Source organism: Pseudomonas sp. TWI923, assembly GCF_039673365.1.
Lineage (GTDB): Bacteria > Pseudomonadota > Gammaproteobacteria > Pseudomonadales > Pseudomonadaceae > Aquipseudomonas > Aquipseudomonas sichuanensis.
The window spans coordinates 68567-91298 of the sequence record NZ_JBDJLM010000008.1 but is presented as its reverse complement, the minus strand read 5'-3'; the positions used below and the strand labels follow the sequence as shown (position 1 = coordinate 91298).

The following is a 22732-nucleotide window of genomic DNA, read 5'->3' as shown; positions in this document are numbered from 1 at the left end:
ACACTGTCACGGAAACCCACCATGGACATGAACTGGCACCAGGCCCTGCAAGACAGCCTGAGCTGGCTGGCAATTGCCACTGGCATCACCCTCGTCTGCTTCACCGCCGCCGCCACGCTGGCCGTGCGCTACACCCGCTGGGGCCGCCAGTTCTGGCAGCTCGCCGGGCCCTACTTCAGCATTCAACGCAGCTGGCGGCCGTTGCTGGCATTTGCCCTGCTGCTGGTGCTGACCCTGTTCTCGGTACGCCTGAACGTGCTGTTCTCGTTCTGGTACAACGGCTTCTACAGCGCGCTGCAGGCCCTGGACCAGGCAGCGTTCTGGTACATGCTGGGGGTGTTCGCGGTGCTTGCCGCCATCCATGTGCTGCGTTCGCTGTTCGCCTTCTACGTGACTCAGGCCTTCAACATCCATTGGCGGGTCTGGCTCACCGAGCGCCTGAGCGCCGACTGGATGCACGGCGATGCCTATTACCGCGGGCAATTCCTCGCCGAACCGGTGGACAACCCCGACCAGCGTATCGAGCTGGATGTGAACGCCTTCGTCACCGGCTCCGTGTCGTTGGCGCTGGGCGCGGTCAGCGCAGTGGTCTCACTGGTGGCCTTCACCGGGATTCTCTGGGGGCTGTCGGCGCCGCTGGCGGTGGCGGGGGTCGAAGTGCCACGGGCGATGGTGTTCGCCGTGTATGTGTATGTGCTGATCGCTACCTGGATCGCCTTCCGCCTCGGGCAGCCGCTGATCCGCCTGAACTTCCTCAACGAAAAGCTCACCGCCAACTTCCGTTACGCGCTGATGCGCCTGCGCGAAAACGCCGAGAACATCGCCTTCTACCAGGGCGCGCAGGTTGAGCGCGGCACGCTGCTCGGCCGCTTCTTCGCCTTGATCGGCAACGCTTGGGCGCTGGTGTTCCGGAACCTGAAATTCAGCGGTTTCAACCTGGGCGTCAGCCAGGTCGCGGTGGTCTTCCCGTTCATCCTCCAGGCGCCGCGCTTCTTCAGCGGTGCGATCAAGTTGGGCGACGTGATGCAGACTGCCCAGGCATTCGGCCAGGTGCAGGATTCGCTGTCGTTCTTCCGCGAGTCCTACGACACCTTCGCCAGCTACCGCGCCACCCTCGACCGTCTGACCGGCTTCCTCGATGCCAACCAGCAGGCCAGTGCCTTGCCCAGGGTCGACACCGACGGCTTGCCCAAAGCGCTGGCCATCACCGGGCTGCAGGTGTTGCGCCCGGACGGCCATGCCCTGATCGCCAACCTCGACCTGCACCTGCAGGCCGGCCAGGCGCTGCTGATCAAAGGGCCTTCGGGCAGTGGCAAGACCACCTTGCTGCGCGCCCTGGCCGGGCTGTGGCCCTATGCCGAAGGCGAGGTCAGGCGCCCACTGGGGCACCAGGCGCTATTCCTTTCCCAGCGCCCGTACTTGCCCTTGGGCGATCTGCGCACGGCCATCGCCTATCCGGCAGACGGCAGGCCCGAGGACGATGCGCGCATGCAGCAGGCGCTGCGCCAGGTCAACCTGGCCCACCTGGCCGAACGCCTCGACGTGCAGTGTGACTGGTCACGAATTCTTTCGGTGGGCGAGCAGCAACGCCTGGCGTTCGCCCGGGTGCTGTTCAACCAGCCCCAGGTGGTGTTCCTCGATGAGTCGACCTCGGCGATGGACGAGGGGCTGGAGCATGGGCTGTATGCCTTGCTGCGCAGCGAGATGCCAGAGACGTTGCTAGTCAGCGTCGGGCACCGCAGTACCCTGGCGGCGTTCCATACCCACCGGCTGGAAGTGGACGGGCAGGGTGGGTGGTCGTTGTTCGAGCAGCAGCCGGTGGTCGAGGAGCCGGTTTAGATCCGCGTTCCTAAAAGCCTGCAGGCCGCACTATCATTTTTGGAGCGGCCTGGTGTCGCTAACGGGCTGAAGAGCAGCCCCGGCGATTTTTGTTGCCTAGCTGAAAATCCGGGGCCGCTCCGCAGCCCGTTCGCGACACAAGGCCGCTCCTACAGCGGACGTGCAAGTTCATTGTGGAGGCCGGCTCTTCGGCGACGGCCCCGAGCGGCCCTTTCAGGGCTGGATCTGGCATTTCCATACACCCGCCAAAGTGGCCAGCGCAAAAGCCCCACCCACCAGAAACGTCGCCTGATACCCCAGCCAATCCCACAACCCGCCGGCCAACACACTGGCTACCAGCAGCGCCACCCCGGTCAGCAGGTTGAACAGCCCGAACGCCGTGCCGCGCAGGTCGGCTGGCGCGCTGTCGGCGATCAACGCGCTGAACACCCCTTGGCTGAAACCCATGTGCAGCCCCCACAAACTCACGCCCAATGCCAAGCCGAGCCAATTCGGCAGTAGCGCCAGCGAGAGGTCGGCCAACACCAGCAAGCCCAGCCCGACCATCAGCACGCCGCGTCGTCCGAGCCGATCCGACAGCACCCCGGCGGGGTAGGCCGACAGTGAGAATGCCAGCGCCATGGCCACCAGCACCGCTGGCGCCCACAATGCCGGCAGCCCCAGCGCCTGGCCGCGTAGCAGCAGGAAAGCCTCACTGAAACGGGCCAGGGCAAAGCACGTGGCCAGGAGGATCAGCCGCCAGTAGCCGCGCCCCAGGCGTGCCAGTTCGGGCAATGCCAAGGGCGAGCGTACGGGCTTGGGCGCGCCAGGGCCTTCAGGTTCGTGGACGAAGGCCAGCAGTACACAGACGGCCAGCACGGCCGGTATCACGGCGACCCAGAACACCGTCTGGAAATGGCTCGCCGTCAGCCACATCAACAGGATGGCCAGCAGCGGCCCGATGAACGCGCCGACCGTATCCAGTGCCTGGCGCAGGCCGAATGCCGCCCCGCGCAACGCGGGTGGGGTAACGTCGGCAATCAATGCATCACGCGGGGCGCCACGTATGCCTTTGCCGATGCGGTCGACGAAGCGGGCTGCAGTCAACCACTCAAGCCCCGAAGCCAGGGGGAACACGGGCTTGGTCATGGCCGCCAGGCCATAGCCGAGCACGGTGAGCAGCTTGCGCTTGCCCAAGCGGTCGCTGAGGGCGCCGGAGAACACCTTGGTGATCGATGCCGTGGCTTCGGCGATGCCTTCGATCAGTCCAACCGCCAGCACCGACGTGCCGAGTACGCCAACCATGTACAGCGGCAGCAGGGCGTGGATCATCTCCGAAGAGATGTCCATGAACAGCGAGACGAAGCCCAAGGCCCAGACGCTGCGGGGGAGGGGTAGGTGGGGCATGGTGATCTCGCGCAGGGCTTCGAGATCACTGTAGACAATGCCGGCCCTTTCGCGGGGCAAGTCGCATCGGCGCACCGCCGCCCCCATGACGCCTTACGACTTGAACCGCCCTACCAGACCGTTCAGCTCATCCGACAGCAGCGCCAGCCGCCCGGAGTCCGACTGCGCCGAGCTGGCCAGCCCTTCCACCAGCCGTGCTTCGTCGTAGATCTGCTGGATGTGCCGGTTGATCTCTTCGGCCACGCTGTGCTGCTCCTCGGCGGCGGCGGAAATCTGCAGGTTCTGGTCGCGGATCTCGTTCACCGACAGCTGGATGCCTTCGAAGCTGTCCCGCGCATGCTCGATCGACGACACGCTGGCGCGCGACAGGTCCAGGCAGCTTTCCATCTTCTGCGAGACCTCCTGGGTCTTGTCGCCGAGGGTATTGAGCAACTGGTCGATCTCGCCGGTGGAGTCGGCGGTGCGCTTGGCCAGTGCCCGCACTTCATCGGCGACCACGGCGAAACCGCGGCCCTGGTCACCGGCCCGTGCGGCTTCGATGGCAGCGTTGAGGGCCAGCAGGTTGGTCTGCTCGGCGATGGCGCGGATGGTGCCGAGGATCTGGTTGATGCTGCGGCTGCCGGCCTCCAGCTCGACCATGGCCTGGGACGATTCGCTCAGGCGGCGGCCCAGGCGGTTGACATTGTCGGTGGTCTGCTCGATCTGCTGCTTGCCCTCGGCCACTCGCCGATGGCCCTGTTCGGCGGCATCGGCGGCGCTGCTGCATGAGCGCGCCACTTCGTTGGCGGTGGCGACCATTTCGTTGAACGCAGTGGACACCAGCTCCACCGCCTCGCGCTGGCGCCCGGCGGCTTCGTTCATGTCGTCGGCCATGGTGCTGTTGGCCTTCGAGGCCTGCTGCAGGTTGTTCGACGCGGCGCCGATGCGCTGGATCAGCTGGCGGATGGCGGCCAGGAACTTGTTGAACCAACCGGCCAGTTCGGCGGTTTCGTCCTTGCCCTGGATCTGCAAGTCGCGGCGCAGGTCGCCTTCGCCTTCGGCGATCGACTGCAGGCCCAGGCTGACCTGGCCGATGGGCTTGACGATCACCCGCGAGAAGGCCGCGGCCACCAGGGCGAACACCAGCGCCAGCAGCATCACGATGACGGTGGTGACGTAGGTCATGCGCGTGGCCGCGGCCATGACTTCGTCGTATTCGATCAAGCCGATGAAGCGCCAGCCAAGGCCCGGGGAGGTCCATACGTTGGCCATGTAGCGCACGCCATCGATCACCACCTCGGTGGAGCCCTGTGCGGTGGCGGCCAGCTGTGCGTAGGGCGCGCCGAGGTCCTTGAGCTGTTTGAAGCTGTGCGAGGCATCGCGCGGGTCGACCAGCACCGTGCCGTCTTCGATCAGCATCACGTAGCCGCTGTCGCCGAGCTTGATGCTCTTGACCAGCTCGGTGAGGTTTTTCAGTGAGACGCTGACCACGAATACGCCCTTGGCCTTGCCGGTTTCGTCGAGCAGCGCCCGGGCGGTGCCGACCAGGGCCACATCGTCCTTGTCGTAGTAGTAGGCGGCGGTGCGCACGGTCTTGTCCGGGCTGGCCATGGCGGCCTTGTACCAGGGGCGGGTGCGCGGGTCGTACTTGGCCAGTTGCGGGTCGTCCGGCCACTTGGCGTAGCTGCCGTCTTCCAGGCCGATGGACAGGATCGCCGCCGCCGGGTGGGTGGTGCCATAGCGGGCGAAGGCGTCGATGACCTGCTGCGCGGCCGGCGGCAGGGGCTGGCTGGCCGCATCGGCGGCAGTGTAGTTCTTGAGTGAGGCGACCGAGGTGTATACAGGATCCTTGGCCATTTGATCGACATTCTGCAGAGTGCCGTCGAAAAATTGCCGCATGTTGCCGTCGATCTGGCGGATTTCCCGGGTACTGCCATCGAGGAACTGCTCCACCGCTTCAGTGCGGATGTTCAGCACCGAAATGCCGCCGACCAGCGCCACCGGGATAAAAGCCACCAGTACGAAGGCCAGGACCAGCTTGTTCTTTATCTTCATGCGTGACGCCCATCCGTGAGAGTGAAGGTGCACATGGCCGTTGTATCTGAATGGTGGCCACTTGCTATCTTTGCCGTTCAGGTGGGTCGGAATATAAACCTTTGAGGAAATATTCGTGTACAAAAAATCAAGTAATTGTTTTGATCTTTGAGTCAGGCGGGGGTCAGGCGAGGGTGTAGGGGATGATGTTGGCGGGTTGGCTGGCGAACAGCGGGCCGAGCATCCGGTGATCATCGGTCAGGATGAAATAGTCGGATGCCAGTTGGATGAGAGAGTTGTCGGTGATACCGAAGCGCAGGAAGTGCTCGCCACAGCTGTCGGTATGGATGTCCGACTCGACCTGGCGGAACATCGAGAACAGCTGGCCGGCGACGGCGAGGGCCGAATGGTAGGCGGGGCCAGTGAGGTCGATCAGGTTGGAGATTTCGGTGGCGATGTAAGGGGTGATGTGAACTTCGTCGTGCTCGGCGATGATCGCCAGGACCTTCTGGTAGTCCGCGTCAGCGAACTTCTTCAGGCGTTTTGACACCCGGATGAACCTGCCACCTTCCAGGCTGCCGATTACCAGCAGCAGGAGCAGGTTGGTGTCGATGATCAGCTTCCTGGCTATTCATCACTCCTTGTTCCTGAAACCCTTGAACTTGCCGCTGGCCGCATCGATGAGAAACACCTTGTGCTCGCGGCGAGTACCCATGATCTTCGCCAGCTGGCGCAGGGGTGAAGTGCTGTCGGCGTCGACGTTGAGGGGGGCCGGGTCGAGTTGGTAGCTGTAGGTGATGTGGTAAGTGCTCTCGTCGGGGGAGAGCAACGCTTCTTCGAGTTGCACATGGCTGGCGCTGGCGACCAGCTTGTGCAGGTTTTCGGCGGCAATGCCGATGGCGTGATCGAACTCAATCATGGTGGCTGCTCTTGTTGGATGCCTCGGGGCCAAGAGTGGGAGGCAGACGGGCTGTAGAGGTGGATTCTGGCACATGGGAGCACGCAGCGCTGTGAGGGGAAGAGACTGCACGCTAGGGCGATATCCAGGCAGGAGCAAGCGGCAAGCTGTAAGTGCATGTTCCATCGAATGAAATCGCGGTGATTACGCAAGTGATTGGTTTTACGGAAAATTCTTAGGACTTTCCTTATTTCACGTAGGGTATTTCCCAAGCATGATTTTGCGGCCTTTTGGCGGTTGTTCTCGTCAGCCGAGCTGCTTAGTCTCGCCGGGTCGTTGTCACTTCAACGACCGGGTGTGCAAGCCCGAGGATACAGCGCGAAAGCGCCTTGGAACTTTGACGGAGAACCGCCGTTGAGGTGCCCCTATGGCGGCTATGCGTGGGGGGCCTTCGGGCCCGCCGGGTTCCTGTATCCTCGGTCTTGCACACCTGCGTATAGCTGCCACCCATTCGAGTGCAGGCGGATGAGGGCAGTTTTCCCATGACGGTACAGGAGTGCTGAACCATGTTGAAAATCGTGCCCGACCCACCCCACACCTGGCTCCGGGAGGTTCACCGATGAACCACGCCCCAGCCGGAACCTCCCGGCCCATTCCCCCGCGCCCAACCACGGCCCACGCCCATTTCGGCACCTGCCACGAAGCCCATCCTCCGATGTTCTCGGTGCGCGCTGGCATCGATGGCGAGGATGCGCTGGTCTGCGCTGTGGCGGCATTGCAGGCGGCCTATGAAACCAACGCCCTGGCGCTGGAAAAAGCCGACGAACCGTTGCGCAGCCTGCTGGTGGCAACGGAGAACTCATTGGAAAAAGGATTGGCGCTGTCTTCGGCGGTGCTGGAGGGGATAGAACGCGGCTGATGCTGTGTCGGGAAGGCCGCGCGTGCGGCCTTCGCGAAAGTGCGCTGGCGGCTCAGACCGAACTGCGTGCGGCACCCGTGGCCGGCAACGGTTCAGGCATCGGCTCGGTCGCGGCCTGTGTGAGCACTTGCGGCGCTGCCTGCTCAGGCAGCTGTGGCCCGCTGGCCTGTTGGGCGTAGTGGCGGATCAGCTTCCAGGTAATCAGCGCGCCGCCGGTCACGGCAATCAGCACGATCATCACCACCAGCGCGGCCTTGCGGTCATCCTTGCCCTGGAACAGCTTGCTGACCCGTTCGAACGCCGCAGGCATCGCATGGGTGGCGCGCTCCAGGCGCTGGGCGGTGGCATACACGTTCCATGCGGCAACGGCGATGTCGCTGAAGTTGCGCTGGCGCCAGGCGTTTTCCAGCGAGTGCACGCTGATGACCACGGCGCTGCCGATGGCCGGGATGATGATCAGCAGGTACCACAGGCTCTCGACGGCATCGAGGTATTCCTGGGGCAGCTGGCCGGTGGAATAGAAGTACAGGGTCACCAGCAGCAACAACACCGAGCTGAAGCCGAGCGTGGCTTCGATGGCCCCGGCCCAGGCGAGCATGCGCATGGTGCCGCCGACATAGCGGGCCTCATCCCAGATCAGGCCGACGGTGCGGCAGTTCCACCAGCTGATGGCAAGGTTGAGCACAGAGACAAGGATGAGCATGAGCAGCATTGCCAGGAGACTCCTTTCAGTCGGCATTGAAGGCAAGTGGCCATGATCGAGCATGGCCATCGGCAATGCAATTGCAAGCGGCTTTTTCCTGGAGCCTCAGTTCGACGGGCGGAGCAATACCCGTCGCTCCTCGAGCCATTGTTCGAAACGCTCGAACGTGGCAACCGCAGCGTTTACCGAACAGGTCAGCGCGGCCGGTGGCAGCGAGGCTTCTGCCAGGCGGGCGAGGAAGCTGCGCCAGTGCGTCCCGGTCAACGGCCCGTACACGTCGAAAAAGGCAGCGCCGCTTCCGGCTCCGACGCCCAGGCGCTCGGCCATGGCGCGCTTGAGCACCTGCCCGCCAAGCGTCGAACCTTCAAGCACGTACATCACCCCCAAGGCACTGGCCTCGCTGTCGATCAGCGGCAGGGCGTCACACTGGGGCAGGGCATCGATCTGGGCTGCGTCGAGGCCAAGTGCGAACAGGTCACGGACGAGAGCCTGGGCTTTGTTGCGCTCGACGCCCTGGTAGCCGGCGAGTGCAGCTTCCAGCGGGGCGTGGAAGCCGTAGTAGGCCTCGATCAGGCGCTGATAGGCCGGCAAGTCGAAGCCGTCGCTGAAAAACGGAAGACGCTGTTCAAGCCCCTTGTGGCAGGCTCGGGTGCCCTCGCGCAGGGCGTGCAGCAAAGGGCTTGCAGGATCGGACATGGGGGAGCTCTGGCAATCGACAGCGGACGATAGTGCCAGCCCGTCCACGGGAAAACCACTATTGGATCCACGTTCAGGGCGCTTGAACTGTGCGCTGTATCTGCAATCATGGCGCCCCCCCGGAGCGGGGCTTTCAACGGCATGACAGGAAGGCGGCATGATGCGCGCGACAACACGGAACGGCTGGGCCCTGGGCCTTTTAATGGCAACCCCAGGCCTTGCGGCCGCAGCCCCCGAAGCGGTACCGCTGTACCGCGAAATCAAGGATTGGGTGGTGGGCTGCGACAATACCCGCTACTGCACGGCGACACTGGCCGACCCTGTTCAAGGCATGCGTATCTCGATCCTGGTGCAGCGCGAGGCGGGGGCCGAGGGGGCGTTGCACCTGACCCTGATCGGCAGCACCGACTGGGCTGGCGAACCCTTGCTCGATGGCCAGGTGCTGATGGCGCCGTGGCGCATCACGCGCGAGGTCGAGACGATGCTGCAGGTCGATGGCAGCGATGCGTACGCGGTGCTGCGGCAAATGCGCAACGGCCAGACGCTGGTGGACGACACCCCGCACCAGGAACGCAAAAGCTCGCTGAATGGCCTGAGCGCCGCCTTGCTGTTGATCGATTCGGTGCAGGGGCGAGTCGGCCACCCCAGTGCACTGGTTCGGCCGGGCAATACCGTGGCCGATGACCAGTTGCCGGTGCCGGTCCAGCAGAGGGCGCCGGCTTTCGTAGCGCCGTCGCCATTGACCGAACCCGAACGGGCCGGTATGTCCGCGGTGGTGATGGCCAGGGCCGCTGCCGAAGATCAGCTGAAGAATGAGTTCGATGTTGCGCCGCAACTCGAACTTCATGCCCTGGACGACCAGCATGCGCTGGCACTGCTGAGCTACAACTGCAACGACTTCCATTGCCTGTATGCGTTGTACCGCGTGTCGCGCAGCGCGCCTTACACACTGGGCCCGTTGCCCTTCGAGACCCCGGCAAGCCCGGTGCTCAACACGCAGATGCGCGACCACATCAGCTTCTGGGCGCAGAAAGGCGATCTGTACAGCTACGCCAAGGATGACTACCCCGGTGCCTGCGGTGTGCAGGAACACTGGCGGTACGACGGTCAGCGCATGCGTCTGACCAGCCTGGCGAGAATGGACCGCTGTGTCGATGTGTATGCCGATCATTGGCCAGTGCTATGGCGCATCCAGGACTAGGACCGGCCCGCGAGCGGGCTCAGAACGCCAGTTTGTAGCCGATCAGCAGCAGCATGGCCGCCAGGCAAGGGCGCAGCACGCGGTCCGAGATGCGCCCGGTGAGGTGGCTGCCCAGGTAGATGCCCGGCAGCGAACCCAGCAGCAGGTAGCCCAGCAGCGACCAGTCCATGTTGCCCATGCTGGCATGGCCGAGGCCGGCGACCAGGGTCAGCGGCACGGCGTGGGCGATCTCGGTGCCCACCAGGCGACGGGTGACCAGGAACGGATACAGCAGGAACAGGGCCACGGTGCCCAGCGCGCCGGCGCCGATCGAGGTCAGGGTGACCATAATGCCCAGGATCACGCCGGTCACGACGGTGAGGATGTTGAGGGTGCGGTCGCTGAGGTGGTAGTGGTCACCGGCATGCTTGCTGGCAAAGGCCTGCAGGCGCGACTTGAACAGGATCGCCAGGGCCGTGAGGATCAGCACCACGGCCAGGCCTTGCTTGATGATGGCGTTGAGCGCCGAGGTGTCGGTGTGCAGGGTGCTGAGGAACCACAGGGTAAGCGCTGCGGCGGGTACGCTGCCCAGGCTCAGCCAGCCGGTGATCTTCCAGTCGATGTTCTTGTTGCGCCCGTGCACCCAGACGCCGCTGGCCTTGGTGATGGCGGCATACAGCAGGTCGGTACCCACGGCGGTGGCCGGGTTGATGCCGAACCACAGCAGGATCGGGGTCATCAACGAGCCGCCGCCAACGCCGGTCATGCCGACGATGAAGCCCACAACCAGTCCCGCAATGGTGAAACCGAAAGAACCTACATCCATACGCTACTCGACGCCCAGCTTGCCCGTGATCGGATGGAAGCCAGCATATAGATTTTTTTATAGCCAAATAGACTTGTTCGTTATTAGGTTATAACCGCGTTTGCGAGGCAGCTGCCCTGTGTTGCCTGCACTTGCCCCACCTCGACCGCATCGACCTCAAGCCATGCGCGATCCCTGTGGGAGCGGGCTTGACCCGCGAACACCGGCGCAGCCGGTGCCATGCAACGCGTTGGCTGCTTCGCGGGTGAACCCGCTCCCACAGCCTGGCGATCCGTTATCACCACCCTCAAGCTCCTGCATCGACCTTGCGTCATGCGCGATCCCTGTGGGAGCGGGCTTGACCCGCGAACACCGGCGCAGCCGGTGCCATGCAATGGGTTGGCTGCTTCGCGGGTGAACCCGCTCCCACAGGGTCTTCGCCTGAGTACCGGTCAACGATCCGTCATCACCACCATCACCTGCGCATCCCCGCCATCCTCGCTTTCCGACAGGTAGATATGCCCCACCTGGCTGTCGAAGTAGGCGGTTTGCTGCGGGCCGATGCTCACTGCCTCGCCGGTCTCGAACTCGATACGCACGCGCCCGCTGAGCACCATGGCGAACTCTTGCCCCGGGTGGCGGATAAAATCGTCGAACTGCCCGCGTTCTCGGGCAATGATGCGGGCATAAGCCGGGGTCATGCGCCGTTCCGGGAAGGCACCGGCAATCGGGTAATAGTCGTAGGTGCCGGTGGAATAACCGGCCACCTCGGCCAGTGAATCGACCACGACGGTGGCGGGCTGTGGTGCGCTCGCTGGGCCGCTGGCGCGAAACAGCTGGGCGATGTCGAGGTTCAGGGCGCGTGCGGCGGCGGCCAGTTTCTCGTAGCTCACCGACACCTGCGCCAACTCCATCTTCGACAGTGTCGACACTGGCACCCCGCTGAGTTCGGACAGCTGCTTGAGCGTCATCTGCCGTGCCTTGCGCACCTGGCGCAGGCGCGCGCCGACTTCGTCGCGGTCAAGCAGGGGGCGGGCAGCGGTGGCGTCAGGCATCAGGGCTCTCGAACAGGCGGTGGGCCGTGCATCTTACCTTGGACGCTTGCGCAATCCGAAATTCTCATATATTAGAATTCTCACAAATGATAATTCATGCGACGGGAGCGTTGATGACACAGATCCATGACACCCTGATCATCGGTGCCGGCATTGCCGGTGCCTCACTGGGTTACCGCCTGGCCGGGCAGCAGCGGGTACTGATGCTCGAGCGCGAGGCGCAGCCGGGCTACCACGCCACCGGGCGTTCGGCGGCCATGTTCATGGAGGCCTACGGCACCCCGCAGATCCAGGCCCTGACCCGCGCCAGCCGGGCGTTCTACGAGCGGCCGCCGACTGGCTTCTGCGAGCATGGATTGCTGGAACCGCGCGGCTGCCTTTACGTCGCCAGCCACGAACAGCGCGACCTTCTGGACGCCACCTACGCCCAGAACCAGGCCAACGGCACCGCCGTCAGCCTGCTCGATGCCGACGCGGCGGTGGCCCTGGTGCCCAGCTTGCGTGGCGAGCTGCTGGCCGGGGCGGTGCATGAAACCGGTGCCATGGACCTCGACGTGCACGCCCTGCACCAAGGTTTTCTGCGCGGGTTCCGCCAGGCCGGTGGTGAGTTGCGCTGCAACGCCGAACTGGTTCGGGCCCAGTATGTGAGCGGCCTCTGGCAGGTCGAACTGGGAGACGGCAGCCAGTTGCAGGCACGGCAACTGGTCAATGCCGCCGGCGCCTGGGCCGACCGCGTGGCCGGGCTTTGCGGGGTCGATACCATCGGCCTGCAACCCTGCCGGCGCAGCGCGTTCACCTTCCCGGGCCCGGCGCAGCACGATTTCGCCCGCTGGCCTGCAGTGATCGGTGTCGATGAAAGCTTCTATTTCAAGCCCGATGCCGGCCAATTATTGGGGTCACCGGCCAACGTCGACCCGGTCGAGCCTCAGGACGCCGCGCCCGAGGAACTCGACCTGGCCCTGGGCATCTTCAACATCGAAGCCATCACCACCCTCGAGATACGTCGGCCCAGCCACAGCTGGGCAGGCTTGCGCTCGTTCGTCGCCGACGGCGACCTGGTGATCGGCTTCGATCCGCAGCAACCGGCGTTCTTCTGGCTGGCCGCCCAGGGTGGCTACGGTATCCAGTCCGCCGCCGGGGCCTCGCGGCTGGCGGCGGACCTGCTGCAAGGCCTGCCCTTGTGCTCAAGCCTCACCCAGCAAGGGGTCGAGCCTGCGCGCCTGTCCCCGGCACGTTTCAACTCAACCATCAAAGGAGATTGCCATGAGCAATGACATTCAGCGTTTTCCCAGCAGCCTGCCGTTTCCGTTTTCCCGCGCGGTAAAGGCGGGTGGTTTCCTGTTCCTTTCCGGGCAGATCCCGATGAGCCCTGCCGGCGAGGTGGTGAAGGGCGATATCCAGGCCCAGACCCGCGCCGCCTGTGAGCGTATCCAGGAAAGCCTGGCGGCCTGCGGCGCACGGCTCGACCAAGTGGTGAAGGCCACCGTATGGCTGTCGGACATGGGCCATTTCGCCGGTTTCAACGAGGTGTACAAGGAGTTCTTCGGCGCGGCGCTGCCGGTGCGTTCCACCGTGGCTTCGGCGTTGGCGCTGGCGGTGGACGTGGAAATCGAGGTGCAGGCATACGTCGGGTAGGGCCACGCTGATCCGCGGCCTCACGAACACACAACAATAAAAACCAGAGGTGCACATGCAAGAGCAGCTGAAAATCGCTGGCGCTTTCGTCGGCGTGATCGTGGGGGCGGGCTTTGCGTCCGGGCGGGAACTGCTGTTGTTCTTCGTCGATTTCGGCATCTGGGGCATGGTCGGGGCGCTGGTCAGCGCCGCCCTGTTCACCTTCCTCGGCATGGCCCTGGCAGGGCTGGGCAACCGCCTGCGGGCGACGTCGCACAAGCAGGTGATCCAGGCCATTTGCGGCCGACACCTGGGCCTGCTGGTCGACTGGATGATCACCTTCTTCATGTTCGGCGTAACGGTGGTCATGCTCGCCGGGGGCGGGGCGTTGCTGGAGCAGCAGTTCGGCGTGCCAGCCCTGGCGGGTAGCGTGCTGGTCACGGTGCTGGTGGTGGCCATCGTCTGCCTGGATGTGCAGAAGGTGATGGTCGCCATTGGCGCGATCACCCCCTTGCTGATCCTCGTGGCATCGGCCATTGCCCTGTACGCGGTGTTTACCCGCAACCAGAGCTTCGCCGCCCTCGACCAACTGGCCAGCCAGCAGCAGGCCGGTGCCAGCCATTGGCTGCTGGGGGCGTTCCTGTATGTGTCCTACAACATCGTTGCCGGTGCGCCCATCCTGGCGATCCTCGGTGGTTCGGCGAGTAGCCGCCGCAGCGCGGTGGTCGGCGGCCTGCTCGGCGGCGCAGCCCTGGGCGGGCTGATGCTGGTGATGAGCGCCGGCATGCTGTCGCGCCTGGACAGCGTCGCCGAACTGCCCATGCCGATGCTGTCGATCGCCAACGAGCTGTCACCGCTGCTGGGGCTGGTGATGTGCCTGATCATCTTCGGGATGATCGTCAACACGGCGGTGGGCACCCTGTTCTCGTTCCTCTCGCGGCTGCTGCCGGCGGGCACGGCGAAGTTCCGCGGTGGGGCGGTGGTGGCGGGTGTGGTGGGGTTCGTCTGCAGCCTGGTGGGCTTCATCAGCCTGGTGGGGCAGGTGTATCCGCTGTTCGGCTACCTGGGGTTGGTGCTGATGGCGGCGGTACTGGTGGGGTGGGTGAAACGCGGCAAGAGCAGGAACGTGGCGGTGGCGTGAAGGGCCATCGCGGGGCAAGCCCGCTCCCACAGGGATAGCGTGCTGTTTGAATGGCAAGCAAGACAGTTGCTCCAGAGGCGTGGGAGCAGGCTTGACCCGCGATAAGCATCACATCAGATGCGCAAACCTGTTCGGCCATGGTCAATCACCCGTAGCAATCAGGCTCAATAAACAGAGCGTTCCGCGAAGGCCGAATAATTCAGAAGCGCCCGGCATACACGCCCTGAGTGTTTTCGTAGGCTGCGCTCCTTTCTCTACAAGGAGTGCAGGCCATGGCTTTCAACGGATACATGAGCATCACCGGCAAGCGGCAAGGTTTGATTTCGTCAGGCTGCAATACCCAGGCGTCCATCGGCAACAGGTGCCAGGTCGCGCACCAGGACGAGATCACGGTGATGTCGTTCAGCCACGGCATTTCCAACCCGGACAACACCCAGCGCGGCACCCATCAGCCCGTTGTGGTCACCAAACTCATCGACAAGTCCACGCCCTTGCTGGCCCAGGCCGTGGACAGCCGGGAAGTGCTCGACTGCGATATCCAGCTGTACCGCATTCATCCGGCAGGTCATCGAGAGAAGTACTTCTCGGTGAGGCTGGAGGGTGCGGTGATCGTCATCCAGGAAATGGATGTGCCCCATGCGGTGCTCTTGATCGACCAGGACGCCGAGGAGCGGCTGCTGATCAGCTATCGGACCATCAGTTGGATTCATCACGCCGCCGGTACCACCGGGTACGCCAGCTGGGGTGAGCAGCTATGAGCCAGCGCGACGAAGAATACGGTGAGCGGTTGGATGAGGCGTATTGGGAGGTGAATGCGGCGGCGTCTCGGTTAATCAGCTATGGCTGTGGGGTCAGCGCTAAACACCTGCGTGATCGGCGGTTGCGGATGCAGTTCAATCGGGAGTTGGCCTATTACGCGCGGCGGGTGGTAAACGATGTGTATGAGCGTCAAATGGACCCAGAGCAGGCACTTGCTGCACTGAATGCTGAGAAAAATAATCTCAAACTTCAGCGAGAGAGAATTATCACGCAGTCAGTTGGTCTTCTCGGTGGCGTGGGACAGATAGTAGCAGGAGGTGGCTTTTGCTACGGCTCATTGGGGACGCTCTGTGCTGTAGCGGGCGGACCATTAATCGCACATGGAACAAATAATGTGTATGAGAATCTCAGGGGACTTTACGAGGGGCGCGACGATGTTCAAGGGCCTGTCAAGAAGGGTTATCAAGAGGCTTCGAAAAAATTAGGTTTTACAGAGCGTGAGGGGAAGCTAGCTTATCTGGTCGCCGATTTATCATTGTCGATAGGTGCGTTGTTTAGACCTGTGCTTAAGCCCGATGCATGGCGGCTGTACAAATACTATCGTGTTGACAAAGAGGTCGCGATTAAACAGATGAGCAAGGCAGCATTGGGGGCTGAGGCTGCAGTCAATACACCTACTGCAATTGACTTGTACAAAGAGTACAAGAAGTGAATATGACAGGGTTGCTTTTGTTTGTAGGGCTTGATGCCTTGTTGACCATTTGTTTTGCTAGGCTTGTACTGCGCAGGAGGGTGCTGGCAATAATAATGACGCTATTCAGCATAGTGATGATGGTTGTTTATTTGAAGCTGATTGGCGGTTCGGGCTTGATTAATTACTCGTTTGACTATGGTGATGGCTTTGGGTGGGAGCTAAATGTAGTGACGACCATAAGTGTTGCTATGATTTTGTTTCACGCTTGGTTTATATAGCCTGTCTCAGGCGGGTTCTGAAAATGGGCCTAGGCTAATTCACGAACAAGCTCGTCCCGACGCAAGTGGTGGAGTAAGGCGCCCGAGCGTTGGGGCTGGGTCAAGGAATGTTGTGGCAATCCGCAATCAGCGCCGGTCAGGTGCTATCACGGGTCAATCCCGCCCCCACAAATGCGTGGGAGCGGGCTTGCCCCGCGATAGGTATCACATCAAATGCGGAAACTGCCCACCAGTTGCTTCAGGCGCCCGGCCTGCTGGCTCAGGGCGTCGCAGTGGCGCAGGGTTTCGTTGAGGTTTTCCACCCCTTGCTGGTTCAGCGCGTTGATCTGGGTGATGTCCAGGTTGAGGCTCTCGACCACGGCGGTCTGCTCTTCGGTGGCGGTGGCCACCGACTGGTTCATGCCGTCGATCTCGCCGATGCGCTGGGTCACGCTGGCCAGGCGCTCGCCGGCCTGGTTGGCCACCTGCACGGTCTCTTCGCTGGAGACCTGGCTGGTGTTCATGGTGTGCACCGCTTCGCGCGAGCCCACCTGCAGGCTGGTGATCATGCGGTGGATCTCTTCCGCCGATTCCTGGGTGCGGTGCGCCAGGTTGCGCACTTCGTCGGCGACCACGGCAAAGCCACGCCCGGCCTCACCGGCACGGGCGGCCTCGATGGCGGCATTGAGCGCCAGCAGGTTGGTTTGCTGGGAGATGCCCTTGATCACGTCGAGGATCTTGCCGATCTCGTCGGTGCTGGCATTGAGCGTTTCGATCTGCTCGCAGGATTCGCTGATGCGCAGCGACAGGGCGGTCATCGCGCTGATCGCTTCTTCCACCACCGCACGGCCGCCGTGGGCCTGTTCGCTGGCGCCGCTGGCGTGTTGCGAAGCGTCGGCGGCATTGCGGGCGATCTCCTGGGTGGCGGCGCCCAGCTCGTTGATCGCTGCGGCGACGCTGTTGGTGCGCATGCTCTGCTCTTCGGAGCCGCTCAGCGAGGCGTTGGAGGCGCCCACCACTTTTTCCGACAGGTCATGCACCAGGCGGGTGGCCGAGGACACTTCGCTGATCGAGGCATGGATCCGCTCGACGAAGCGGTTGAAGGCTGTAGCCAGTTCGCCGAACTCGTCCTTGTTTTCCACGGCCAGGCGGCGGGTCAGGTCGCCTTCGCCTTCGGCGATGTCCTGCATGGCACGGCCCATGGTGGTCAGCGGGCGCATCAGCACCGGGATCAGCAGGCCGAGCAGGCCGGCGATGGCGGCGACGGCGATGAGCATGGCGATGATCGCCGAGGTGCGGAACTGGCTCAGCGGGGCGTAGGCCTTGTCCTTGTCGATCGACAGGCCGATGTACCACTGCGCCGACGGCAAACCTTGAACCGGGGCGAAGGAGATGATGCGGTCCTTGCCGTCGAGGCTCACGTCCTGCATGCCGGGTTCGACGCGCAGGGGGCTGCCGGGGTAGATGTCCTTGAGGTTCTTCATCACCCGATCTTTGTCCGGGCTGACGATGACCTGGCCATCACGGTCGACCAGGAACGCATGGCCGATGCCGCCGAAGTCCACGGCGTTGATGATCTCGACCAGGGTGTTCAGGCTCAAGTCGCCGCCGACCACGCCCAGCAGTTCGCCGTTGGATTTTGCCTTGACCGGGATGGCGATGGTCACCACCAGGCCGCCGACCGACGCCTGGTAGGGCGGCGTCAGCAGGGTCTGGTTGGCGCTGACCGCTTGGGTGTACCACGGGCGCTGGCGCGGGTCGTAGCCGTCGGGCATTTTCGCGTCAGGGCGCTGGGTGAACAGCCCGGTGTTCTGGCCGAAGTAGGTGAACTGGAAGTTGCTGGTGTACGACGGCTGGTCGACCAGCCCAGGTACGTTGCTGCCGGCGCCTTGCTGGGCGATGTCCTGGGCCAGGTTTTCCAGCACCAGGATGCGCCCGCTCATCCAGTTCTGCACGCTGCTGGCGGTCTGCAGACCGGCCTGGCGCACCGATGATTCGATGTTCTGGCGGATGGTATTGCGCTGCAGGTAGTCGTTGTAGAGGGTGAACAACGCAAATGCCAGGACGACGACGCCGCAGGCACTGAGCAGGATCTTGTGGCGGAATTTCAGGTTCATGTTTCGAGACCTTGATTCTGGGAAGGAAGGGCGCCGCATGCTTGTGGCACGAGGGGCGGGGCCTGTTTCCGAGGTATCGGCCGTTTGCGCAAAATGTTGAAAGACTAAATGTCGCAGAGGTTGGCTGCTATGCCCTCAAGTGCTTACAAATCATTTCGAGGCCAACAGCGCCACCAGTGCCCTGGCCGCCTGGCCCATGGGCTGCTGCTTGAGCCAGAACGCGTGCACCGGCAGTTCCAGGGCGTTGCGGGTGTTGCGAAAGTCCAGGCGTACCAGGCGCCCGGCCCTGACCAGCGGCGCGACCCGCGACAACGGCAGGTCGCCCCAGCCCAGGCCGGCCTCGACCATCTGCACGGCCAGGTCGAGGCTGTCGGTGCGCCAGTGCGAGGTGCCAATCAACGAGCGTGGGTCGGCCAGCGGCAGGTCGCGGCTGCGCACCAGGATCTGGCGCAGGTGCACCAGGTCTTCGAGGTCACGAATGCGGCCCTCGACATAGGCAGGGTGTTGCGGTGACAGGGTGGCCACCAGCGATTCCATGGCGATGTGCTGGAAGCTGCGCCGTGGGTCGACCTGCAGCCCGGCAAAGGCCAGGCACAGGCTGACCCTGGCGCTGTCGAGCAGTTGCAGGGCGTCTTCCTGCGGCGCGGCCAGCAGCTCGATATCGAGCAGTGGATAGAGCTCGCCCAGGCGGGCGATGGCCGCGAGCAGCGGGCGCTGGTCGATGTCCGGGACCACTGCGATGGCCAGGCTGCTTTCCAGCCCGCGCGACAACTCCAGGGCGTGCACGCTCAGCAGCCCTAGTTGCTCGGCGATCAGCCGCGCGTGGGGCTCCAGGGCCTGGGCCTGGGCGGTGGGGCGCGCCTCGCGCGAGCCACGCTCGAACAGGCTGTAGCCCAGCTCGGCTTCAAGGTTGCCGATGGCCATGCTCACAGCCGATGGAACGCGGCCTAGCGCACGGGCAGCGGCGGAAAACGAACCGTGATCGAGCACGGCGAGGAACAGCAGGATGGTATCGCTGGAAAAATTCATGGCAGTCTCCTTTCAGTAAATCTGAAAGGTGCTGACTTTTTCTGTCAAGGCCGTTGAAGCATTCTTGCCCACCTTCGACAAACCAGCGGTAAAGGTAACCCCGTGCAAGGACTCAAACGCAAACTGGTCTACGTGACCTTCTATGAATTGATCGGCCTGTGCATGTCGACCCTGGGCCTGGCCTATCTGTCCGACACCCAGGCCTCGCATACCGGCCCGTTGGCGGTGATGATCACCACCATCGCCATGGCCTGGAACCTGATCTATAACAGCCTGTTCGAGTGGTGGGAGAGCCGCCAGGCGACACGCGGGCGCAGCCTGGCGCGGCGGGTGGCGCATGCCATCGGTTTCCAGCTGACCCTGGTGGTGTACCTGATTCCGCTGATCGCCTGGTGGCTGGACATGAGCTTGCTGGAAGCGCTGGTGGTGGACCTGGCATTCATCATCCTGGTGCCGTGCTACACCTTCGCCTACAACTGGGCGTTCGATCGGATCTTCGGCTTGCCGACTTCGGCCATGGCGCCAGCGCCGGCCTGAAAATCCGCGTTGCCCCACATGGTCTGCACTTCCCCTGTAGGAGCGGCCTTGTGTCGCGAAAGGGCTGCAAAGCAGCCCCGGCGATTTTAGTTGCGTAGCTGAAAGCTGGGGCCGCTTCGCGACCCTTTCGCGACACAAGGCCGCTCCTACAGAGGGATGCGCAGACCAAAGCAGTAGCAACCGTCCTACTCAAGGCGGCAAGCGAATCAGCAGCGGCGCCTGCTGCTGCTCCTGCACTGGCACCCGGTTGGCGAGCAGGCTGTCTTCCACCTGCCCGGACAGATAGTAAACACCCGCCATGGCCCCGCTCTGGCGGTTCTCCATCAGTTCCTGCCATTCCTCGTTCAGCGCCACGTTGAGGATCACCCGCAACTGCTCGATCATCTGCGGCTGCTCGCGGTCATGGGAGAGCATGCCGTAGCCGGTCACCACCACCGAAATCATGGCCCCCGCCGCCTTGCCCACTGCGGCGGCGATGGCGCTGGCCGCCCCGCGCGGGGCGAGGCTGGCGCCGAGTTTTTCGCTGGCCTGGGTGGCCACTGATGACAGCCTCGCATCGGTTTGCCCCGGCGCCTTGGAGGCCTGTTGATGCAGCTGCTGGCGCAGCGACTGCCAGGCCGGCTGCTGTTCCAGCGACTTGGCCCTGAGCAACTGATAGAGCGTGGCGTTGCGCGCATCGGGCGGGCCGAGGGCGATGGCCGGGATACGGTTCAGGCGCTGGCTGAACTGCTCGGGCGGAGCGTTGTAGCGCTGGATGATCGCCGGCAGCTGCTGGCCCAGCAGCTGTAGATACAGTTCGCTGGCACGGTCGCGGATGCCTTCGGGGTTGATCTGTTCGGCCACCGGGTCGATCACCCGCTGGTGGTACTGCTCCTGCAAGTACAGGCCAAGGCGCTTTTCGGGCGGCTCGTTGCCATTGCCGTTGTTGATCTTGTACCAGGCCACCTTGAGCGTGAGCCATTGCTGGGTCCAGTAGCCGGTGAACCAGGGGATGAAGTCGTTTTCGGTGCGTTGCTGCACCTGTTCCTTCCACACCCGCATCGAGCGTCGGGCGTAGTCGTTGGCCGAGCCTGCGGCGGCGGCAGAGGCTTCGATGATTTCCTGGTCGATGCGTTGCCAGACGGCGGGGGGCAGGTTTTGCGGTGGCGGCGGGGCAGGGGGGCGTTTGCCGGCGCAGCCGGCCAGGGCCAGGATGAAGCAGGCAGGCAAAAGTAGGGCGAGCGGCTTCACGCGGGCTGCCTCCTTGGGTAGAGGCTGGGGTGGTTTTTCGAGTATAGGGCGCTTAAGCGGTCTGTTTGGTGGGGGGCGACATGCTGTCTTGGGATTGCAGGGGGGGCGGCCAGGTGCATGGCGACAGTCTTGCAGCGCCTATGAGATCGAGCGCCGCCCGCGCGGCGCATCGCTGGCAAGCCAGCTCCCACATTTGTTTCGGGCCAGTTATGCCTGTGGAGGTACCGCTGCCCGCCTTGGTGCATGTCTCGAGTCAAGCGCAGGGCCTTCAGCGCCCACTTCAAAATCGAGTCGGGCCAACAAGGCGTACAGCGATGTAGTCACAGGAGTGACTGGCCCGAAACAGATGTGGGAGCTGGCTTGCCAGCGATGCGCCGCGCGGGCGGCGCTCGATCTCAAGAGCGCTGCAAAAATACCGGCGAGCACCTAACGGCCCTTACCCCAAATCCCCCCGGCCCAGATCAAGCTTGGCTTCCAGGTGGTCCAGATGCTCATGCATCAACGCCAGCGCCGCGCCACTGTCACCGCTCTCCACCGCATCGATGATCGCCGCGTGCTCCTGCCAGGCGCAGTGCTCGCAGCAAGGCGACTCATAGCGGGCGATGATCAGCGAGGTCATCGGCACCAGCCCGTTGAGAAATCGCGCTAGCGGTGCATTGGCGGCCATCTGCGCCAGCTTCATGTGGAATTCGCCACCCAGGCGGATCGCCGTGCAGCGTTCGCCCTGCTCATGGTGCTGGCGTTCGCGCTCAACCAGCTGGCGCAGCTGGCGGATTTGCGCCGGGCGCGCGCGCTGGGTGGCCAGGCCGATCAGCGTGGTCTCGGCCAGGCGCCGGGCGCTGAGCACCTGGCGCGCCTGCTCGGGGTCGGGGGCGGCCAGGTGCGCGGTGTGGCTGGGGCGTTGCACAATCACCTGCTGATCGGACAGGCGCCCGAGCACCCGACGGATCACCGTACGGCTGACCCCGAAGGCGTTGCCCAGGGCCTGCTCGGGCAAGGCGCTGCCCGGTGGCAGGCGCTGTTCGAGAATGGCGTCGAACAGCCGGGGGTAGATCTGCTCCGCCGACAGGCGGGTTTCGCCGGCACCCAGCAGGGCAGGCAGGTGCGGGGCGGCGTGGGCGCAGGTGGTCATGGTCGCTCTCCTGTTTCAGGTGCCTGGGTGGTCGTCCGGGATGTTCAGGGCGATGCCCATGCGCTCGCCCTCGGCGAGGATGTGCCGGCGCATCTGCAGGCTGGCCAGGGCGCTGTTGCGTTCGCGGATGGCACGCACCACCGCTTCGTTTTCGCTCAGGCGCGCGGCCAGGTGTTCGGGCGATTTGCGCAGCATCTCGGCGCTCTCTTTGAGGGCATTGCCGGTCTGCTGCACCACGCTCTGGAAGATCGGATTGGTGGTCAGGGCGAACAGCGCCTCGTGGAAGGCGATGTAGGCGTTGACGCCCGCTTCGCTGTCGCCGGCGTCGAGTGCTTCGCGCATGTCCATGAGGTTCAGGCGCAGCTGGCCAATGTCCTGGCTGCCGGCCGATTGCGCCACCAGCCCGGCAATGAAGGGTTCGAGGGTGTAGCGCAGTTCCAGTACGTCGGCCAGGCTGGCTGCGGCAACGGCTTCCGGGCTTTGCGCCTGGGCGGCGTCGGCGTCCAGCACCAGCACGCCCTTGCCGGGCATCGAGCGCACCAGGCCCAGGGTTTCCAGGACGATGACGGCTTCGCGCAGGCTGGGGCGGCTGATCCCCAGCTGCTCGGCCAGCTCACGCTGGCCGGGCAGCATGTCGCCGCTGCGCCACTGGCCTCGGGCCAGGGCCTGGCGGAGTTTCTCCACCACTGATGTGACTACGGTTGAAGAGCTGATCACGGTTCGCTCCT

At 63.9% G+C, this 22732-nt stretch carries 22 protein-coding genes; 9 read left to right on the top strand and 13 right to left on the bottom strand.

What is annotated here, in order from left to right; translation table 11 throughout:
• The first annotated feature begins 21 nt into the window (after nt 1-21).
• Nucleotides 22-1839, top strand: coding sequence for an ABC transporter ATP-binding protein/permease (locus tag ABE459_RS06020; protein ID WP_346647995.1), 1818 nt, complete (start codon nt 22-24; stop codon nt 1837-1839).
• Between the two features lie 213 nt (nt 1840-2052).
• Here the strand turns inward: ABE459_RS06020 and ABE459_RS06015 are convergent, their stop codons facing one another.
• From ABE459_RS06015 to ABE459_RS06000, 4 genes are all read right to left on the bottom strand, one after another.
• Nucleotides 2053-3225, bottom strand: coding sequence for an MFS transporter (locus ABE459_RS06015; protein WP_323830552.1), 1173 nt, complete (start codon nt 3223-3225; stop codon nt 2053-2055).
• A 93-nt stretch (nt 3226-3318) separates the two neighbouring features.
• Nucleotides 3319-5259 carry a methyl-accepting chemotaxis protein gene (locus ABE459_RS06010; protein WP_323830553.1) on the bottom strand — a complete coding sequence of 647 codons (1941 nt, stop codon included), beginning with the start codon at nt 5257-5259 and terminating at the stop codon, nt 3319-3321.
• A 163-nt stretch (nt 5260-5422) separates the two neighbouring features.
• Nucleotides 5423-5788 (bottom strand): hypothetical protein, encoded by a 366-nt coding sequence (locus ABE459_RS06005; RefSeq protein ID WP_323830554.1) that lies wholly within the window; start codon nt 5786-5788, stop codon nt 5423-5425.
• 84 nt (nt 5789-5872) lie between these two features.
• On the bottom strand, nt 5873-6157 hold the full coding sequence (locus ABE459_RS06000) for a hypothetical protein (protein ID WP_323830555.1): 285 nt from the start codon (nt 6155-6157) through the stop codon (nt 5873-5875).
• Between the two features lie 598 nt (nt 6158-6755).
• On the opposite strand from ABE459_RS06000, the gene ABE459_RS05995 reads away from it, so the two are divergent.
• Nucleotides 6756-7055: a hypothetical protein gene (locus ABE459_RS05995; RefSeq protein WP_125463434.1), complete on the top strand. Its 300-nt coding sequence runs from the start codon at nt 6756-6758 to the stop codon at nt 7053-7055.
• Nucleotides 7056-7107: 52 nt separating this feature from the next.
• On the opposite strand, the gene ABE459_RS05990 is transcribed toward ABE459_RS05995, so the two are convergent.
• Together ABE459_RS05990 and ABE459_RS05985 are read right to left on the bottom strand one after the other, a co-directional pair.
• The gene (locus ABE459_RS05990) at nt 7108-7767 is read right to left on the bottom strand and encodes a hypothetical protein (RefSeq protein ID WP_125463435.1); all 660 of its coding nucleotides are present in this window, start codon (nt 7765-7767) and stop codon (nt 7108-7110) included.
• 96 nt (nt 7768-7863) lie between these two features.
• Nucleotides 7864-8454: a biliverdin-producing heme oxygenase gene (locus ABE459_RS05985; protein ID WP_323830556.1), complete on the bottom strand. Its 591-nt coding sequence runs from the start codon at nt 8452-8454 to the stop codon at nt 7864-7866.
• A gap of 202 nt (nt 8455-8656) precedes the next feature.
• Between ABE459_RS05985 and ABE459_RS05980 the strand changes: the two genes are divergently transcribed.
• Nucleotides 8657-9655: a DUF1176 domain-containing protein gene (locus ABE459_RS05980; RefSeq protein ID WP_323830557.1), complete on the top strand. Its 999-nt coding sequence runs from the start codon at nt 8657-8659 to the stop codon at nt 9653-9655.
• Nucleotides 9656-9674: 19 nt separating this feature from the next.
• On the opposite strand, the gene ABE459_RS05975 is transcribed toward ABE459_RS05980, so the two are convergent.
• Nucleotides 9675-10460, bottom strand: coding sequence for a sulfite exporter TauE/SafE family protein (locus ABE459_RS05975; protein WP_125463438.1), 786 nt, complete (start codon nt 10458-10460; stop codon nt 9675-9677).
• Between the two features lie 431 nt (nt 10461-10891).
• Nucleotides 10892-11494, bottom strand: a complete 603-nt coding sequence (locus ABE459_RS05970; RefSeq protein WP_125463439.1) for an XRE family transcriptional regulator — start codon at nt 11492-11494, stop codon at nt 10892-10894.
• Between the two features lie 113 nt (nt 11495-11607).
• Here ABE459_RS05970 and ABE459_RS05965 point away from each other — a divergent pair, with 113 nt between their 5' ends.
• The 5 genes from ABE459_RS05965 to ABE459_RS05945 all read left to right on the top strand — a co-directional run bounded on the left by ABE459_RS05965 (nt 11608) and on the right by ABE459_RS05945 (nt 15720).
• The gene (locus tag ABE459_RS05965) at nt 11608-12768 is read left to right on the top strand and encodes an FAD-dependent oxidoreductase (RefSeq protein ID WP_323830558.1); all 1161 of its coding nucleotides are present in this window, start codon (nt 11608-11610) and stop codon (nt 12766-12768) included.
• Nucleotides 12758-13129: a RidA family protein gene (locus ABE459_RS05960; protein WP_323830559.1), complete on the top strand. Its 372-nt coding sequence runs from the start codon at nt 12758-12760 to the stop codon at nt 13127-13129. Before ABE459_RS05965 ends, ABE459_RS05960 begins: the two co-directional genes overlap by 11 nt.
• Nucleotides 13130-13184: 55 nt before the next feature.
• Nucleotides 13185-14249, top strand: a complete 1065-nt coding sequence (locus ABE459_RS05955; RefSeq protein WP_125463441.1) for a hypothetical protein — start codon at nt 13185-13187, stop codon at nt 14247-14249.
• A gap of 272 nt (nt 14250-14521) precedes the next feature.
• Nucleotides 14522-15007 carry an Hcp family type VI secretion system effector gene (locus ABE459_RS05950; RefSeq protein WP_323830560.1) on the top strand — a complete coding sequence of 162 codons (486 nt, stop codon included), beginning with the start codon at nt 14522-14524 and terminating at the stop codon, nt 15005-15007.
• Nucleotides 15004-15720 carry a DUF4225 domain-containing protein gene (locus tag ABE459_RS05945; protein ID WP_323830561.1) on the top strand — a complete coding sequence of 239 codons (717 nt, stop codon included), beginning with the start codon at nt 15004-15006 and terminating at the stop codon, nt 15718-15720. Before ABE459_RS05950 ends, ABE459_RS05945 begins: the two co-directional genes overlap by 4 nt.
• Nucleotides 15721-16189: 469 nt before the next feature.
• On the opposite strand, the gene mcpA is transcribed toward ABE459_RS05945, so the two are convergent.
• Nucleotides 16190-18076: a methyl-accepting chemotaxis protein McpA gene (gene mcpA / locus ABE459_RS05940; protein ID WP_110994381.1), complete on the bottom strand. Its 1887-nt coding sequence runs from the start codon at nt 18074-18076 to the stop codon at nt 16190-16192.
• A gap of 150 nt (nt 18077-18226) precedes the next feature.
• A complete protein-coding gene (locus ABE459_RS05935; protein WP_323830562.1) occupies nt 18227-19105 on the bottom strand; it encodes a LysR family transcriptional regulator in 879 nt (292 codons plus the stop codon).
• Nucleotides 19106-19207: 102 nt separating this feature from the next.
• Here ABE459_RS05935 and ABE459_RS05930 point away from each other — a divergent pair, with 102 nt between their 5' ends.
• A complete protein-coding gene (locus ABE459_RS05930) occupies nt 19208-19642 on the top strand; it encodes a PACE efflux transporter (protein ID WP_125463445.1) in 435 nt (144 codons plus the stop codon).
• Between the two features lie 189 nt (nt 19643-19831).
• Here the strand turns inward: ABE459_RS05930 and ABE459_RS05925 are convergent, their stop codons facing one another.
• From ABE459_RS05925 to ABE459_RS05915, 3 genes are all read right to left on the bottom strand, one after another.
• The gene (locus ABE459_RS05925; protein ID WP_323830563.1) at nt 19832-20872 is read right to left on the bottom strand and encodes a hypothetical protein; all 1041 of its coding nucleotides are present in this window, start codon (nt 20870-20872) and stop codon (nt 19832-19834) included.
• Between the two features lie 436 nt (nt 20873-21308).
• On the bottom strand, nt 21309-22004 hold the full coding sequence (locus tag ABE459_RS05920; protein WP_258706128.1) for a GntR family transcriptional regulator: 696 nt from the start codon (nt 22002-22004) through the stop codon (nt 21309-21311).
• A 15-nt stretch (nt 22005-22019) separates the two neighbouring features.
• Entirely contained in the window at nt 22020-22721 is a 702-nt protein-coding gene (locus ABE459_RS05915) for an FCD domain-containing protein (protein ID WP_125463448.1), read from the bottom strand.
• Nucleotides 22722-22732 lie beyond the last annotated feature (11 nt).